Below are 16,812 nucleotides of genomic sequence, written 5' to 3'. Positions count from 1 at the left end.
CCCATTCCAGTTCTCGGATATTGCTTTTGCGGATCAGCTTGCCGGTTGCGTCGTGGTGAAGCCGCCGCCGACATAGACGAGCGGCTCGGCGCCGCTGGTGTCACTGACCGTCTTGCGGACTCGGCCGATCAGGATCACGTGGGTGGCGAAATCGACCGCCTGTTCGAGGTCGCAGTCGAAGCTGGCGATCGCGCCATCGAGAACCGGAGCGCCGGTATCGGCATCCTGCCAGTCGCCCACCGTAAACCGTTCGGCACCGGCAAGCGTGGTGCGACCGGCGAAGGTCTCGGCGACGGGTTGCTGCGCCCGGGTCAGGACGTTGACGCAGAAATTGCCGCTCTCCGGAGCGATCTGCCCGACCCAGGTGTCGCGGTTGATGCAGGCGACCACCGAGGGCGGTTCGACGGTCAGCGAGCAGACCGCGGTTGCCGTGACGCCGCGCGGTTCTCCGTTCAGGCCGCGCGTGGTTACCACGGTGACGGCGCCGGCGACCTGGCGCATCGCTGCACGGAACGTGTCCTTGTCCATGGCGCCTTACTCCTCATATCAGGGCGAGCGGATAGTCCGGGACTTTCATTCACTTTAAATCTAAAGTATCCTCATGATCCGCCGGTCTGGCATGGAGGACAATCCGGATCGCGCAGACGAATATCCAGATCCGGCAAGCCGTTTAGGAATCGTCAGTTGCCGCCCTGCTATCCGGGCTGGAGAAAGCCGATGGTGCGAGAAGACACGCCGCTCTCCCGTTATGCCGCCGTCGATACGCGCGCGCCCGACGACGCGCGGGAGGCGATCGGACGGATCTTCTGTCCGCACTTCCTCAATCCCCTCGGCGCTTCAGCCGGTTCATTCCATGCCCGCCACCATACGGTACAGCAGATCGACTATTCGGTAAACTTCGTTGCCTATGGCTCGACGGTCGAAATCGATCCCGGCGAGCTTTCGCGCTTCTTCCTGCTGCAACTGCCGATCAAGGGTAGCGCGAAGGTGCGATGCGGCACCGTCGCCGCCGATGTGCAAGCGGGTATGGGCGGTTCGATCCTGTCACCGACGCTCGGCACCCGTATGACCTGGAACGAGGGTTGCGAGAAGCTCATTGTCCTTCTCCGGCGCGAGGCCGTCGAAGCTCAGTTCGAGGTCCTCACACATGAAAGAATGCGCACGATCGAGTTCGACACTGGCGTCGACCTCACTGGCCTGGTCGGCAGCGCCATATGGCAACACGCGCAGCTGATGCTCGGTGCCGCCGAAGCGGGCGACAGCGTGCCAGATGCTTACCGCATGTTGCTCAGGGATGGGTTGACCACGCTCCTGCTCTCGAGCCTTGCGAGCAGTGTCGCATCGGCATTCCAACGGCCCGCCCCACCGGCTGGTCCGATCGCGGTGCGGCGGGCGCAGGAGTTCATGGCGGCCAATGCGGAGCGGGCGATTTCGATGGCTGAGATCGCCGCTGCATCCGGCGTTTCGCTGCGATCGCTGCAGGATGCCTACCGCAAATCGCGCAACAGGACACTGGGCGAAGGATTGCTGGCCCTTCGGCTGGAGCGGTTCCGGGCGGCACTCGTCGCACTGGATGGGATGCCTTCAGTTTCCGCCGCTGCCTTCGCCGCCGGGTTCGGTCATCTCGGCCGCGCCGCCGCGGCCTATCGCGAGCGTTATGGCGAAACACCGTTTGAAACGCTCAAGCGACGAATGTGACGTCCGCGTCGTTTTCCCGATCGCATCGAATAGACAAAGCCGTACAGCCGTTTCGCTATCCAAATGGGCGTGAACCAACCGCCGCTATTTGGAGAAGGCGAATGAGAATGTCAATCGACATGCTCCTGGGCGCAGTCGGCGGAACCTGCCTGTTTGCATCGCAGGCGATGGCAGGCCCCGCCTTCGCCTATTCGTGGCTCACGACCGACAAGTCGTTTGATCGATGCATGGGTGTCGCAAAAGGCATCATGTCGGAGAGAAACTATCCGCATGTGCGAACGACCCGCTTTGGCGTTACGGGCGAGACGGTTGAGGAGACGCTCTACATTAATTGCGAAGACAGCCGGCACGTTTCACTCGTGCTGATGCTGCGTACAGGCCGTCCAGGTTACGGCGATATCGATGCTGTGGTTGCCCTCATGCAGAAGCAATTGAATGCGGTCGGCGCCCAGTGAGCCGCATGGGCTATTGGATCCCTTCGACCAACGTCTCGCGGCCCAGCCAGTCCGGATCGATCTCAGGGAGCGGGATCGCGTCGAGCAGTGCGCGGGTATAGCTGGATTTCGGTGCGGCGAAGACTTGGTCGCATCGACCTTCCTCGACCACCTTGCCGAAGCGCATGACATAGACGCGATCGCAGATGGCACGGATGACCGAGAGATCGTGGCTGATGAATGCCATGGCGAGGCCGAGGTCGCGCGACAGGTCCTTGAGCAGGTTGAGCACCTGCGCCTGCGTGGAGACATCCAGACCCGAAACGATTTCGTCTGCCAGCACGAAATCCGGCTCCAGCAGGGCCGCGCGGGCGATGCCGATGCGCTGGCGCTGGCCGCCCGAGAGTTCGTGCGGATTGCGGTCTAGCACCACATCAAGCAGCGCGAAGCGGTCGAGGATGCGCCGGACGCGGGCCTCCGCATCGATGGCATTTTTTTCGAGTCTGTGCAGAAGCAACGGCTCGACGAGGATGCGCCGCACCGAATGGCGCGGGTTGAGCGAGGCCATCGGGTCCTGGAAGATCATCTGCATGCGGCGCCTGAGCGGTCGCATACTGTTGTCGGGTAGATGCGTTATGTCCACGCCGTCGAAGGAGATCTCTCCCGAGGAGACATCGACCAGCCTCAGGAGCGCGCGGCCGAGCGTCGTCTTGCCGGAACCGGATTCGCCGACGATGCCGACGGTCTCCCCACGCTTGATCGAGAGATCGACGCCGTGCAGCACCTTGTGGCCCGTGCCGCCGAACAGGCCCCCACCGCCATAGGTAACCTCGATGCCTTTTGCGACGAGCAGCTCTCCGGTCATTTGTTGATCCCGATCTCGGCGCGAAGTTGGTCGAACACCGCCTGCGGCACGGGCTCCAGTCCGGCATCGGGCCTGTCGTAGCGCGGACCGGCCGCGATCAGTGCCTTGGTGTAGTTGTGACGCGGTGCGCTCAGCACATCCGCCGTGCGGCCTTCTTCGATCACCTTGCCGGCATAGAGCAACGTGACGCTGTCGCAGATCTGGGCGACGACGCCGAGGTCATGGGTCACGAAGATCACGCCGGTGCCATACGCCTGCTGCATGCCGCGGATCAACCGCAGGATCTGCTTCTGCACGGTCACGTCGAGTGCGGTCGTCGGTTCGTCCGCCACCACCAGCTTCGGTTCCAATGCGAAGGCAGCGGCGATCAGCACGCGCTGGCGCATGCCGCCCGAGAGCTCGTGCGGATAAGCGCGCAGGACGCGCTCGGGGTCACGGATCTGAACTTCGTCGAGCAGTTTGAGTGCCCTGACATGGGCCTCGCGGGCGGAGAGGCCACGGCGCATGCGCAAGCCATCCGTCAGCTGCGCCTCGATCCGGCGCCCGGGATTGAGCGCTGTCTGGGGATCCTGCGGTATCAGCGAGATCTCGCTGCCCATGATGTCGCGCAATTCGCGTTGCGGAAGCGTGAGCAGATCCTTGCCCTCGAAGCGGATGGCACCCGATGTCACGCGCACGGTGCGTGGCAGGATGCCGAGCAGCGCCTTGGCGATGGTCGACTTGCCCGCGCCGCTCTCGCCGACGAGGCCGCGTACTTCGCCGCGCTCCAGCGTCAGCCCCACGTTCCGTAGGATAGCCGCGCCATTCTCGCGATCGGAAACGGCGGACAGTCCGGTGATGGAAAGAAGCAGTTCGGTCATCGGCGCATCATCGGGTCGAGTGCCCGGCGCAATCCATCGCCGAGCTGGTTGAAGGCGAGAACGGTGAGGAAGAGCATGGCGAGCGGCGCCACCAGCACCCACCAGCCCTGGTAGATGATGGCGCGGCCCTGGGCGATCATGCCGCCCCAGGTGGGCGTGTCCGACGACACCGACAGGCCGACGAAGGAGAGGATCGCCTCGACAATCACCGCGATGCCCATTTCGAGGCTGACGAGTGCGACGAGCACCGGCGCGACATTGGGCAGAATCTCGCTGATCAGAATCCGGAAGCGCGAAAAGCCGACGGTGCGCGCCGCGGTGACATAATCGTTCTGGGCCTGCGCCATTGTCTCAGAGCGTACGACGCGACAGAAGCGCGTCCAGTCGATGATGACGATGGCCGCGATCACCGAATGCACGCCCGAGCCGAGCACGGCGACAAGCAGGATCGACAGCAGGACCGGCGGAAACGCCATCCAGATATCGACCAGACGCGAGATCACCACATCGACCCAGCCGCGATACCATCCGGCGAGCAGGCCCAATGTGGTGCCGACCAGCGCGGCAAGCCCGGCGGCGACGAAGGCGACGATCAGCGCGATCCGTGTCCCGTGGATCAGGCGCGAGAGCACGTCGCGGCCGAGATCGTCGGTGCCGAACCAATAGCCGGGCTCGGAGCCGCTGTAATTGGCGGGCGGCAGCGTGCCCAGCATCAGGTCCTGTTCGAGCGGGTCCTTGGGCGCGATCCACGGCGCGAAAAGCGCCATCAGGATCAGCAGAAGGATGAAACCACCTGATATGATTACCTTGGGTTCGGAAAGCATGGCGCGGAGCGACTTACGCATGGCGGAGCCTGGGGTTGAAGGCAGCCACGAGCAGGTCGACGCCGAGATTGATGAGGATGAACAGCGCGCCGAACACCAGAACGAGACCCTGGATGAGCGGCAGGTCGCGATTGATGACAGCATCGATCGCCATGTTGCCGATGCCAGGATAGGCGAAGATGCGTTCGACGATGACGGTGCCGCCGATCAGGAAGGTGAACTGTACGCCGGTCAGGGCGATCGTCGGACCGACGGCGTTGCGGAGCGCTTCCTGGAGGATGAGGCGCAGCGTCGATTTGCCCTTGAGCTTGGCGAGCAGGATATAGTCCTGCACCATGGCTTCGAGCAGCGCCTCCTTGAGTACGCGGGCGATGATCGCCGCAAGCGGCAGGCCGAGCGCCAGCACCGGCATGATCATATGCGAGGAGATGTCGGCGAATTCGGTGAACCGGAACGTGGCGAGGCTTTCGAGCAGATAGAAGGGCGTGGCAAAGTCGTTCTGAACGCTGGGATCGATCCGGCCCGACAGGGGTAAGATCGGGAAGAACACGCCGAACACGAGAACGAGCGCCAGCGCCCACACGAAGTCGGGTACGGCGAGTACGGTGCCGTTGCCGGTATCCACGATAGGTTCGAGGAACGTCCTCCGAACCAGCGTGCCTGTTATCGCGACCGCGCCGCCGACAACAATTGCGAATACCAGCGCGGCGGCGGCGAGTTCAAGCGTGGCCGGCAGGCGTTCGCCAAGCAGTTCCAGCACGCTGCGTCTCAGTGAGATGGATGTACCGAAATCGCCGGCGAGGATCGCCTTCAGCCATATCCAGAACTGCGACAGGATCGAGCCGTCGAGACCGTAATGCGCGCGCATCTGCGCGATCTGCTCGGGTGTCGAGCCGGGCGAAATCATCATCGCGATCGGATCACCTGGCACGACGCGCAGGAGCACGAAGACCACGACGCCGACCCCGAGCAGAGTGATTGCCGCAAGGCCAAGACGACTGAGAATGGAGAGTGCAAGAGCGGGCATAAAAAGGTGCCTTACGCAGCCGGGGCTTGAAAGCTATCCGAGCGCATCCAACCGGGCAAGCCAGCGAGAGATAAAGGGAGGACCGGGTCTTGGCGACCCGGTCCGGAGAGTGTCATGCCTTGGAGACAAGCGTCGGCTGGAGAGCGCCGGACACGTTCGGCGTCACCTTGAGCGCGGACTTGTAGACAACAGGCTGGGCATATTGCAGCAGCGGGATCACATAGCCCTGCTCGGCGATATACTTGCTGACGGCCTTCCAGCCGGCGATGCGCTTGGCTTCGTCCTTCTCGCCCCAGAGCGGGCCGATCATGCCGTCGAGGTCGTCGGTGTTCCAGACCGAGTGCGGCGAGGGGCCGAACATCGCAAAACCAGTGGATGTCGTCGGGTCACCGATCGCATTGCCCCAGTTGTAGAAGGCGGCCGGTGCGAGTTGGTCGGCGGCGCGAAGCTCGTAATGCTTGGCGATTTCGTAGACCTCGATCTCGGCCTCGATGCCCACCTTGCGCCACATGCCGACGATCGCCTGGACCATTTCGTAGTCCTTCGGCTTCAGGCCGCGCGTCGACTGGATCTTGAACTTGACCGGCTTGTCGGTCGAGAAGCCGGAGTCGGCGAGCAGCTTCTTGGCGAGTTCGGGATCATACGGGACCTTGATCGACGCATCGTAGGCCGAATATTCCGGGGCTTCGAGCGTGTCGAGCGGCACGCCGTAGCCGCGGAGCAGACGCTCGACGATCGCCTTCTTGTCGATGGCGTGATTTGCAGCAAGACGGACATTCTTGTCGTTCATCACATCGATATTGTTGAGGAAGATCATGCCGATATCGGAAATCGGGGTGGCGACGCCGGCGAGCCCTTCCTTCTCCTTGAGGCGGTCGAAATCCTCATAGGAGATTTCCAGCGTGATGTCCGAGGAGCCGGATTCGATTTCGGCGACGCGACTCGTGCCATCGGGCACGAACTTGAAGATCACCGTCTCGAAGGCGGGCTTGTCGCCCCAATAGTTCGGATTGGCCCTGAGGCGCAGGAAAGCGTTGCCTTCATAGGCATCGACCATATAGGGACCGGTGCCGACCGGCTTCTTCTCGAAGCCTTCAGCGCCGACCTTCTCGTAATAGGCCTTGGGCAGGATATAGCCGGTCAGGAACGCCATCCACATGAAGAATGTGGGCTCGAAGCGAACCACATCGCCGGTGATCTTGTTGCCTTCAATCTTGTAGTTGCCGGCAGTGGACCAGATGAACTGGATCGGGTTGCCGGTCTTTTCGTTGGCGGCGCGTTCCAGCGACCAGACGACATCTTCCGGGCTGAAGGGCGAACCGTCGTGCCAGGTCACGCCCTCGCGGACATCCATCCAGACCTTGGTCTTGTCGTCGTTCCAGCCCCAGGCAGTCAGAAGTCCCGGCTGGAACTTCAGGTCGGGAGCCTGGCCGACATATTGGTCGAAGATCGAGCGATAGATGGCCTGGATCGTCGGGTTGACGGCGGAGGGACCGACCGTCGGGTCGAATGAAGGCAGGTTGACGTTGAAGGCGATCGTCAGCGTGCCGGGCTCGGCGGCCTGCACCGGCATCCGGCCGGCCAGAACGCTCGTCAAGAAGGCGGCAGCACCCAGACCTAGCGTCTGGCGGCGTGTAATATCAATCATGTCTGAACTCCGTCGTTCCCCTGTACGGCGGCATCCGCAATGCGTTTGCTCGTGCCGTCAATTTTTGTTGATCGGAATGTTTTAATCTTAAAATAAGCGTCTGGAATTTTGCAAGCGGATTCTTTCGCTTGTTTCGATGATTTTGGCACGCATTATATGCTGACGCATATTAATGTCGTCCCGAGGCGCCAAACGCGTCCGCTCTCACTTGGTAAGGCACATGGGGCCATTTGTTGTTTGACAATTGCGCATATGAAGAAATATGATTTTGCATGTTTCAGAGACGGCGCCTCTAAACGAGGTCAGGGAGGTCAGGCAGTGGCTGAGAGATCATTTGCGAGAGAGGTCGAGGACCTCAAGCTCGGTGACGGTGAAATCTTCCGTGGCGAGGGCATTCTCGCCATCACCAAGGCGCTTCTGCAATCGGGTGTCTCCTATGTCGGCGGCTATCAGGGCTCGCCGATTTCGCACCTGATGGATGTGCTGGCCGATGCCAAGGACGTGATGGAAGATCTCGGCGTTCATTTCGAGACGTCGGCGTCGGAAGCTGCGGCGGCGGCGATGCTGTCGGCCTCCGTGATGTATCCGGTGCGCGGTGCGGTCACCTGGAAATCGACGGCCGGCACCAATGTCGCCTCGGACGCGCTTTCGAACCTTTCCTCGGGCGGGGTGACCGGCGGCGCGATGATCATCATCGGCGAAGATTATGGCGAAGGCTCCTCGATCATGCAGGAGCGGAGCCATGCCTTTGCGATGAAATCGCAGCTCTGGCTGCTGACGCCGCGCCCCAACCTGCCCTCCATCGTCGATATCGTGGAGCAGGGCTTCCAGCTTTCGGAAGCGTCGAACACGCCCGTCATGCTGCAGGTCGGCATTCGTAGTTGCCACGTGCACGGCCAGTTCGTCGCCAAGGACAACAGGCGGCCGGATTTCACGCTCCGGCAGGCACTCGAAAACCCGGTGCGCGATGTCAACCGCATCGTGCTGCCGCCGGCATCCTTCATGCACGAGAAGGAAAAGCTCGAGAAGCGCTGGCCGGCGGCCGTCAATTTCATCCGCGAGCGCAAGCTCAACGAATATTTCGGGCCGTCCGAAGGCGCGGTCGGCATCATCCTCCAGGGCGGGCTCTATAATGGCGTGATGCGGGCGCTCCAACAACTCGGGCTAGCCGACGTCTATGGCGAATCCTCGGTACCGCTCTATGTGATGAACGTATCCTATCCGCTCATAGACGAGGAGATCGCGGATTTCTGCATCGGCAAGCAAGCCGTGCTGATGGTCGAGGAAGGCGCCCCCGAATATATCGAGCAGTCGCTCAACACGCTGCTGCGCCGCCGCGATATCCAGACAAAGCTGTCGGGCAAGGATGTCCTGCCGATGGGCGGCGAATATACCGCGCCGGTCCTCGTCAAAGGCATCAAGAGCTTCCTGGAAACCTATCAGCGCGTTCTGCTCGGCAACCAGCCGCCGATACCGGATCCGACAAATGTGCTGAACGATCCAAAAGTAAAGGCACTTGCCGAAGTCGTGCCGCCACGTCCGCCGGGTTTCTGCATCGGCTGTCCTGAGCGTCCGATCTTCGCCGCTATGAAGCTGGTAGAGAGCGAGCTTGGCCAGCACCATGTGTCGGGCGATATCGGCTGCCACCTGTTTTCGATCCTGCCGCCTTTCAATATCGGCTCGACCACCATGGGCTACGGCCTGTCGCCGGCGGCCGCCTCGGCCTTCAACGTCAAGGCCGACAAGCGTGTGATCTCCGTCATGGGCGACGGCGGCTTCTGGCACAACGGGCTTGCCACATCGATCGGCAATGCCGTGTTCAACAAGCAGGACGGCGTCATCCTCGTCGTCGACAATTTCTATTCGGCGGCGACGGGTGGCCAGGACATCCTGTCCTCGCGCGCCGAAAACCCCCGGCGCAAAACCAACAATTCGATTGTCAATGCCGTGAAAGGCGTGGGCGCAACCTGGGTTCGCCAGATCGACCATACCTATGACGTCACCAAGATGCGCGACACGCTGCGCGAGGCGCTGACCACCAAGGAGGAAGGCCCGAAGATCATCGTGGCCTCCTCCGAATGCATGCTCAACAAGCAGCGCCGGGTGAAGCCGCAATTCGCCAAGGCGGTGAAGGACGGCAAGCGCATGGTCAAGGAGCGCTTCGGCGTCGACGAGGATGTCTGCACCGGCGATCACGCCTGTATCCGCCTCTCCGGCTGCCCGTCGCTGTCGGTCAAGCACACCGACGATCCGCTGAAGGATGACCCGGTCGCGGCAATCGACAACAATTGCGTTGGCTGCGGCAATTGCGGCGAGGTATCCGAAGCCGCCGTTCTCTGTCCGTCCTTCTATCGCGCCGACATCATCCACAATCCGACCGGCTGGGATCGCTTTGTCGCCCGAGTCCGTGGCGCTGTGATCGGCTGGCTCCAGGCCCGCCGCCAGTCGCGCCGCGTGTTGTTTGCCGACTAAGGATCGCATCATGAACGAGCATGTTTCTATCGATCCGGCGGCCCCGATCCGCCAATCCACCGACAAGCCGCTTGCCATCGCCGTGCTCGCCATGGGTGGCCAGGGCGGCGGGGTGCTCGCCGACTGGATCGTCAGCATGGCCGAAGCACAGGGCTGGATGGCGCAGACGACGTCCGTGCCGGGTGTCGCCCAGCGCACCGGCGCGACCATCTATTACATCGAGATGCTGCCGGAGAAGGATGGCCACGCGCCGATCTTCTCGCTGATGCCGACGCCCGGCGATGTCGATGTCGTCATGGCGGCGGAACTGATGGAGGCCGGACGCTCGGTGCTGCGCGGCCTCGTGACACCCGACAAGACCACGCTGATCGCCTCGACCCATCGCTCCTTCGCGGTCGCCGAGAAGCAGACGCCTGGCGACGGCATCGGCAATCCCGAGGTCGTGGTCGACGCGACGGATTTTGCCGCCAAACGCACCATCGCCTTCGACATGGAAGCGCTCGCGGTGAAGAACGGCAGCGTCATATCGGCCTCGATGTTCGGCGCTCTGGCGGGTTCGGGAGCTCTTCCATTCCCGCGCGAGGCCTTCGAAGCAACGGTTCGCGCCGGCGGCAAGGGCATCGAGCCGTCGATCAAGGCGTTTGGCGCGGCGTTCGACCGCGCGCAGAACAAGCCGCGCGATCCCGTCTCGGCCAAACCGGTGAAACGGCTCGACCCACTGCCATCATCGGCCGGCCATCCCGCGCTCGACCAGTTGCTGGCCCGTATCCGCACGGCGTTTCCGGCGGAAGTGCATGCCATGCTCTATGCCGGCGCGAAGAAGCTGACCGATTTCCAGGATCCCGCCTATGCTGGCGAATATCTCGATCGTGTCGCCACGCTTCTAGCGCTCGACCGGTCCAATGACGGCGAGGCCAAGGGTTTCGCCTTCACGCTGCAAGCGGCAAAGTATGTCGCCGTGGCCATGGCTTATGATGACGTGATCCGCGTTGCCGACCTCAAGGTGCGCGAGTCGCGCTTCGAACGCGTCCGCAAGGAAGTCGGCGCCAGGGATGACCAAGTGGTCTACATGACGGAATACATGCATCCGCGCATGGAAGAGGTCTGCGGAACGCTGCCGAAGAAGCTGGGTCTCTGGATCGAGAACCACCCCAAGGTTTTCGCTTTCCTCGATCGGCGGGTCAACAAGGGCAGGCGCGTGAGGACGGCCACCCTCTTCTGGTTCATGGGACTCTATCTGGTCTCCGCCATGCGCAGCCGCCGGCGCGGCACGCTGCGGCACAGCCGCGAGATGGAACACATGGAAACCTGGCTGAAGACGGCGACCGAACTGCTGCCCCGGAATTACGATCTCGCGACCGAGGTGCTCGCCGCCCGCCGTCTGGTCAAGGGCTATTCGGACACTCATTCGCGCGGTCTGTCGAAGTTCGACCGGGTGCTCTCGGCGCTGCCTATGCTGCTCGACCGCGAGGACGGTGCCGACTGGCTGCGGCGGTTGAAGCAGGCGGCGTTGCTCGACGAGGGTGGTATTGCGCTGGATGGAGCGCTCAAGACGGTAGCGACGCTTTAGGCCTCGCGCCGCCCTCAAATGTCATGCAGCCGAATATTCTGCAGCACCCGGTGAAGCACCGCCACGAAGGTCTTGTACTCCTCCTCCTCGATGCCCTGGAACATCTTGAGGAAGTCGTCATACATGGTCGGCCAGATTTTTTCGAAGGCGGCGCGGCCGTCCTCGGTGATCGTCACGTCGCGGATGCGCATGTCCTCCGGTCGCGGCTGGCGGCGGATGTAGCCCTGGTCCTCAAGGGAATCCAGCGTGCGGCTCATGGTCGATTGCTCGGTCACCGCGAAGACGGAGAGCTCGTTGATCGTCACCGATGGCGTGATCGACAGGATGGCCAGCGCCCGCATCTTCGCCGTCGTCATGTCGAGCGACTTGAGGTCGTCAGCGAGATTGGCGTTCCAGCGCGAGATCACCCGGTTCATCAGATAGGGCGCGAAGTTGTTGAGGCCGATCTCGCCCATTGTCGGACGCTTGGCTTCGGGGCCGTCAAGCGGCCGGAGCACTGTGCCGGAGAAGCGTTCGATCATGCCAATGCTCTATTTCAGGGATGAGGCGAGCAGGAAGCCCGAGCCGCCGCCGAGGCCGGGGCCGGGATGGGTCGATGCACCAATGTGGTAGAGGCCCGGCACATGCGTGCGGTGGTTCACCGACGACTTGAACGGACGCCAGACGAAGAACTGGTCGACGCCGCAGAAGCCGCCATAGGGATCTCCGCCGACGAGGTTCATGTTCATCTTTTCGAGATCAGCCGGCGAATAGGCCTTGCGGGCGATGACATTCTCCGACCAGCCGTCGATATGGCGTTCAAGGATGCGCTCGACGCGATCGGCATACTGCTCGCGGAGTTCCTCGGTCCATTGCCCGTCCTGCGGGATCGGTAGATGCGCTGCCGCATCGCCCTTGATGTGGCGTGGCGTTTCGGGAAGCTGCAGCCACAGGATCGCCTTGCCATCCGGCGCCCGGCTCGGGTCGAAGGCGGTCGGCTGGCCGACGCAGATGGTGGGGACATCGGGCAGCAGGCCGCGCTCGCATTCGTTGGCGGCACGAGAGACACCGTCGAGGCCGGGCGTGAGGTGGAGCAGCGCGACCTTTGAAAGTTCCTCGCCGGCCTTCCAGCGCGGCGGCGACTTCAGGGCGTAGTGGATCTGCATATTGCCCTTGCCGTAGCGGTAGCTGCGCAGGCCTTCACTGACATCGGCAGGCGGCGACTTGGCCGAGCCCTTGAGCAGACGGTCGTAGAGCTGGGTGGGTGTCACGGAGGCAATGACACCCTGGCTTGCCTGCAGTACTTCGCCGCCTGCGAGTCGGACGCCCGTTGCCTTGCCGCCCACGCCTTCGAGAATGGCCTCGACATCGGCGCCGGTGCGGATCGCGCCGCCATTGTCCGTAATCAGTCGTTCGAAGGCCTTGATCAGGTTCTCCGCGCCGCCCTTCACCACCGGGCAGCCGGCAAGTTCGATGGCGAAGCCGATGACCTTCAGCATTTCTCCGGAATAGGCGCTTTCGGGGCCAAGGCCGCAATGCAGCACCCAGGGCGCGAACAGCGCCTGCATGACATCGGACTTGTAGGTGGTTTCGAGATGGGCGCGGCCGCTGACCAGCGCATCGCCGAACCAGGCCGCGAGACCGCGGGGCCCGCGCTTCCATGCTTCCTTGAGAACCGTCTTGAAAATACTGCCGGACCAGAGCGCGCCGCCGAGCAGCGAGAACAGGAACGGTGCATCGCCGCCCAGCTTGTCCATCTCGCGGGAGAAGGCTTGTCCGTCGCCCACCGCCAACGCTTCGAAGGCGGCGATGTTCTTCTGCCTGTCCTTCGACAGGATGGCGTGGCGACCGTCCGGCATCAGCACGCCGGTCGGCAGGTCCGCATGGGCGAATTCGAGACCGCGCGCCTCCAGATCCTTGCCGAGCGCGCCATAGGCGGGCGAGGTCAGGAACAGCACCATGGTCGTCGCCATGACGTCGTGCTTGAAGCCGGGCTCGGTGATTTCCTCGGTGCGCAGGCAGCCGCCGATGCGGTCGTTGCGCTCGAGGACGAGAACCTTCCTGCCCTTCTTGCCGAGCAGGGCGGCGGCCACCAATGCATTGATGCCGCTGCCGACGACGATATAGTCAAAGCTGCTCATGGCGCCTCATCCCCGAGGATATGAAAAGGCCGGCGGGGATGTTCCGCGCCGGCCGGATGGCCTTACTTGGAGACCAGCGCCAGCGCGCGGATCGGCGAACCGGTGCCCTTGACGAATTTCAGCGGCGCGGCGATCAGGATAGCGCCCTTGGCGGGCAGTTCGTCCAGATGGCAGAGGCTGGCGAGGCCATAGCGGCCGGCCTTGTGCATCAGGTTGTGCGCCGGGAAGGGCGGGTTCATGCCGCCTGCGGAACCGGCATCGGTGCCGATCGTTTCCTGGCCCCAGCCCATGATCTTCTTCGAGACGAGATATTCGATCGCCTCAGCGGTCGGGCCGGGCGAATGCGGGCCGTTTTCGTCGGCGTTGAGGAAGGTCTCGGTCGAGCCATTGCGCTTGTACCAGTCGGTGCGCATCACCACCCAGCTGTTCTCCTCGATCGCGCCGTGCTGTCCTTCCCATTCCTTGATGCTCTCGACAGTGAGCAGATAATCCGGATTGGCAGCCGACTCCTTGGAGCGGTCGATGACGTTCAACGGGCCGACAAAGGCCTGTGGCGGGATCGTATCGGTGGTGTTATCAGGCAGATCCTTGCCGGTGATCCAATGGCACGGGGCGTCGAAATGGGTGCCGGTATGCTCACCGAGTTCCAGCCAGTTCCAGGCCCAGAACGGACCGTTGGCGTCATATTGCGAAATCTCGTGGACCTTGACGCTGGGTGTGTTCTTTCCGAACTGCGGCGGCAGGTAGAGCACGGGTGTGTTCGGTCCGAGCGGTGCGGTCAGGTCCACCACCTTGATGGAACCGGAAAGAAGCGCTTTCGCGACATCGTTGAGAATGTTGGCTGACATGGTGTGTTCCCTTGTTTTCGGGTCTACGCACGGCCGATCCTCCGTGCCGTAGCTGCTCCCTGCCGGCAACGCTAAGACAGCAAATATGAAAATGCAAGTATCGTAGCTGAGCCGAGTCGAGGCGCGTGCGACAGTGAGGATGTCCACTATTGCATTGAATTATATCAATTAAATCTTCATCCGAATGGTGCAAAATAAACCTTTAGGTTTCAAATATTTTCGCTTGCGGCGGCTTTTGCAAAATGTTTGCATATGAAACCAGCGACAATAAGGGGAAACGGGGCCATGAATTACGATGCCATTGTCATCGGTGCCGGCCATAACGGCCTTGCCGCAGCTATCGAGCTCGCCTCAAAGGGCTGGTCGGTCGCTGTGGTCGAGGCGAATGCCGAGCCCGGTGGCGCCGTCAAGACTCGTGAGGTGACGCAGCCCGGCTTCCGGCACGATCTCTGCGCCATGAACCTCTCTATGTTTGCGGGATCGGCATTCCTCAACAAGAACAAGGATGACCTCTTTGCCCATGGTCTCGGTTTCGTCGCGGCGGCGGATTGCTTCGCCAGCGTGTTCCGCGACCAGACCTGGCTCGGCGTTAGCACCGATCTCGAAAAGACGGCCGGCCGCATCGCTGCGTTTTCCGAGAAGGACGCTGCGGCATGGCGGGCGATGCTCGCGGAATTCGGGGCGGATGCGCCGTATATTTTCGGATTGCTCGGTTCGCCCATGCCGTCGTTCGCCGCGGCGAAGGTCGCGTGGAAGGCATGGCGCGGACGCGGCACGCGGTGGCTCTATGACACGCTGAAGCTTCTCCTGTCCTCGCCGCGCGACTTCCTCGATGCACGTTTCGAAGATCCCAAGGTCAAGACGATGATGGCGGCCTGGGGACTGCATCTCGATTTTGCGCCCGATGTCGCCGGTGGTGCGCTGTTTCCCTATCTCGAATCCATGGCCAACCAGGCCTTCGGCATGGTGATCGGGCAGGGCGGCGCCGATACCATCATCAAGGCGATGACCTCGCTACTGAAATCGAGGGGTGGCGAGCTTATTCTCGGCAATGCCGTCGAACGGATCGAAACCACTGGCGGCAAGGCGACGGGCGTGCGGCTGGCCGACGGCCGGGTGCTGACGGCACGCAAGGCGGTAATCGCCAACGCCCATCCGCAACTGGTGTTCGGCAAATTGTTGCCACCCGATCCCGCGCGCGCCGAATTCGATGCACGGATTGCCAAGTTCCGCGCCGGGCCGGGAACGATGATGATCCATCTCGCGCTCGATGGGCTGCCCGACTGGAAGGCGGGCGAGGAGCTCAAGCGCTTTGCCTATGTCCATGTGGCGCCCGATCTCGAAATGATGAGCCGGGTCTATGCCGAGGCCGTCGGTGGCCTGCTGCCGGTGGAGCCGGCGCTCGTCGTCGGCCAGCCCACCGCGCTCGATCCGGGCCGGGCGCCCGATGGCAAGCACGTTCTCTGGGTCCAGGTCCGGGTCCTGCCGGCAACCATTCGCGGCGATGCCAAGGGCGAGATCTCAGGCACCGACTGGGATGAGGTCAAGGAGAGCTATGCCGACCGGGTGATCGGTATTCTCGAGGGCTATGCGCCAGGTATCGGCACGAAAATCCTCGGACGCTCGGTGTTCTCGCCTGTCGATCTTGAGCGAGAGAATCCGAATCTCGTCGGCGGCGATAATCTGTCGGGCTCGCACCATCTCGACCAGAATTTTCTCTTCCGCCCGGTCGCCGGTTACTCCCGCTACAAGACACCGGTCCCGTCGCTCTATATGTGCGGCGCATCGACCTGGCCGGGGGCGGGGACAGGCGCAGGATCGGGTTTCATGCTGGCAAAGATGCTGGCCAGAAAATGAGGGCCTCATGCCGAGATTGAAACAGGTGCGGCAGCGTGGCATTACTTTAAGCTCAAACGAATCTCGGGATAGAGCCAAGGTGCAGCAGCGTGGCGGTTGATCTGGAAATAGCTGTTCATGATCCGATGGATAGCAAGAAGCAGGAGCTGAGGGTTTGGCTCCGCATGCTGTCGACGACAAAGCTGATCTCGCAGGAGATTCGCCGCCGGCTGCGTGTGGAGTTCGGCGCGACGCTCCCGCAATTCGATCTGCTCGCGCAGCTTTATCGGGAGCCCGAGGGCTTGCGGCTGGGGGAAATCTCCAAGCGGACGATGGTGACGAACGGTAACATCACCGGCCTTGTTGCGCGGCTTGAAGAGGATGGCCTCATATTCCGGGAAACACCAGGGGATGACCGGCGGGTAACCGTGGCCCGTCTGACAGAGGCGGGGCGCCTGGCATTCGCCGAAATGGCCAGAGCTCACGAGTTGTGGATCCACGAGCTGATGGCGGACATCGACCAGAGTGCGGTTTCCACGCTTATCCGCACTATGGATCAACTACAGAGGTCGGTTCGGAACCATCTTTCAGACGACGAGTGACATGACCA

At 62.4% G+C, this 16,812-nt stretch carries 15 protein-coding genes; 6 read left to right on the top strand and 9 right to left on the bottom strand.

Annotated features, from left to right (window positions below):
- Positions 1–33: 33 nt before the first annotated feature.
- Complete coding sequence (locus IHQ71_RS22810; protein ID WP_258158703.1) at positions 34–528, bottom strand: flavin reductase family protein; 495 nt, start codon at positions 526–528, stop codon at positions 34–36.
- 189 nt (positions 529–717) lie between these two features.
- Here IHQ71_RS22810 and IHQ71_RS22805 point away from each other — a divergent pair, with 189 nt between their 5' ends.
- Both IHQ71_RS22805 and IHQ71_RS22800 read left to right on the top strand, forming a co-directional pair.
- Positions 718–1,698 carry a helix-turn-helix domain-containing protein gene (locus tag IHQ71_RS22805; protein WP_258158702.1) on the top strand — a complete coding sequence of 327 codons (981 nt, stop codon included), beginning with the start codon at positions 718–720 and terminating at the stop codon, positions 1,696–1,698.
- A gap of 107 nt (positions 1,699–1,805) precedes the next feature.
- Entirely contained in the window at positions 1,806–2,153 is a 348-nt protein-coding gene (locus tag IHQ71_RS22800; RefSeq protein WP_258158701.1) for a hypothetical protein, read from the top strand.
- A gap of 10 nt (positions 2,154–2,163) precedes the next feature.
- Here the strand turns inward: IHQ71_RS22800 and IHQ71_RS22795 are convergent, their stop codons facing one another.
- The 5 genes from IHQ71_RS22795 to IHQ71_RS22775 form a co-directional block, all read right to left on the bottom strand.
- Positions 2,164–2,997, bottom strand: coding sequence for an ABC transporter ATP-binding protein (locus IHQ71_RS22795; protein WP_258158700.1), 834 nt, complete (start codon positions 2,995–2,997; stop codon positions 2,164–2,166).
- Positions 2,994–3,857, bottom strand: a complete 864-nt coding sequence (locus IHQ71_RS22790; RefSeq protein WP_258158699.1) for an ABC transporter ATP-binding protein — start codon at positions 3,855–3,857, stop codon at positions 2,994–2,996. Before IHQ71_RS22790 ends, IHQ71_RS22795 begins: the two co-directional genes overlap by 4 nt.
- A complete protein-coding gene (locus IHQ71_RS22785) occupies positions 3,854–4,702 on the bottom strand; it encodes an ABC transporter permease (protein ID WP_258158698.1) in 849 nt (282 codons plus the stop codon). The genes IHQ71_RS22790 and IHQ71_RS22785 overlap by 4 nt, the downstream gene beginning before the upstream one ends.
- Positions 4,695–5,708 carry an ABC transporter permease gene (locus IHQ71_RS22780; protein WP_258158697.1) on the bottom strand — a complete coding sequence of 338 codons (1,014 nt, stop codon included), beginning with the start codon at positions 5,706–5,708 and terminating at the stop codon, positions 4,695–4,697. The genes IHQ71_RS22785 and IHQ71_RS22780 overlap by 8 nt, the downstream gene beginning before the upstream one ends.
- A gap of 112 nt (positions 5,709–5,820) precedes the next feature.
- Positions 5,821–7,356, bottom strand: coding sequence for an ABC transporter substrate-binding protein (locus tag IHQ71_RS22775; protein ID WP_258158696.1), 1,536 nt, complete (start codon positions 7,354–7,356; stop codon positions 5,821–5,823).
- A gap of 318 nt (positions 7,357–7,674) precedes the next feature.
- Between IHQ71_RS22775 and IHQ71_RS22770 the strand changes: the two genes are divergently transcribed.
- Together IHQ71_RS22770 and IHQ71_RS22765 are read left to right on the top strand one after the other, a co-directional pair.
- The gene (locus IHQ71_RS22770) at positions 7,675–9,828 is read left to right on the top strand and encodes an indolepyruvate ferredoxin oxidoreductase subunit alpha (protein ID WP_258158695.1); all 2,154 of its coding nucleotides are present in this window, start codon (positions 7,675–7,677) and stop codon (positions 9,826–9,828) included.
- 10 nt (positions 9,829–9,838) lie between these two features.
- Positions 9,839–11,398: an indolepyruvate oxidoreductase subunit beta family protein gene (locus tag IHQ71_RS22765; RefSeq protein WP_258158694.1), complete on the top strand. Its 1,560-nt coding sequence runs from the start codon at positions 9,839–9,841 to the stop codon at positions 11,396–11,398.
- A gap of 14 nt (positions 11,399–11,412) precedes the next feature.
- On the opposite strand, the gene IHQ71_RS22760 is transcribed toward IHQ71_RS22765, so the two are convergent.
- The 3 genes from IHQ71_RS22760 to IHQ71_RS22750 all read right to left on the bottom strand — a co-directional run bounded on the left by IHQ71_RS22760 (position 11,413) and on the right by IHQ71_RS22750 (position 14,366).
- Positions 11,413–11,919, bottom strand: a complete 507-nt coding sequence (locus tag IHQ71_RS22760) for a MarR family winged helix-turn-helix transcriptional regulator (protein WP_258158693.1) — start codon at positions 11,917–11,919, stop codon at positions 11,413–11,415.
- A gap of 9 nt (positions 11,920–11,928) precedes the next feature.
- Positions 11,929–13,518 carry an NAD(P)/FAD-dependent oxidoreductase gene (locus IHQ71_RS22755; RefSeq protein ID WP_258158692.1) on the bottom strand — a complete coding sequence of 530 codons (1,590 nt, stop codon included), beginning with the start codon at positions 13,516–13,518 and terminating at the stop codon, positions 11,929–11,931.
- Between the two features lie 62 nt (positions 13,519–13,580).
- Complete coding sequence (locus IHQ71_RS22750) at positions 13,581–14,366, bottom strand: cyclase family protein (RefSeq protein ID WP_258158691.1); 786 nt, start codon at positions 14,364–14,366, stop codon at positions 13,581–13,583.
- Between the two features lie 285 nt (positions 14,367–14,651).
- Between IHQ71_RS22750 and IHQ71_RS22745 the strand changes: the two genes are divergently transcribed.
- Positions 14,652–16,223 carry an NAD(P)/FAD-dependent oxidoreductase gene (locus IHQ71_RS22745; RefSeq protein WP_258158690.1) on the top strand — a complete coding sequence of 524 codons (1,572 nt, stop codon included), beginning with the start codon at positions 14,652–14,654 and terminating at the stop codon, positions 16,221–16,223.
- A 125-nt stretch (positions 16,224–16,348) separates the two neighbouring features.
- Entirely contained in the window at positions 16,349–16,804 is a 456-nt protein-coding gene (locus IHQ71_RS22740) for a MarR family winged helix-turn-helix transcriptional regulator (protein WP_258162923.1), read from the top strand.
- The last annotated feature ends 8 nt before the right edge of the window (positions 16,805–16,812 follow it).

Source organism: Rhizobium sp. TH2 (assembly GCF_024707525.1).
Taxonomy (GTDB): Bacteria; Pseudomonadota; Alphaproteobacteria; order Rhizobiales; family Rhizobiaceae; genus Rhizobium_E.
This window is presented reverse-complemented; position numbering and strand designations above follow the sequence as displayed.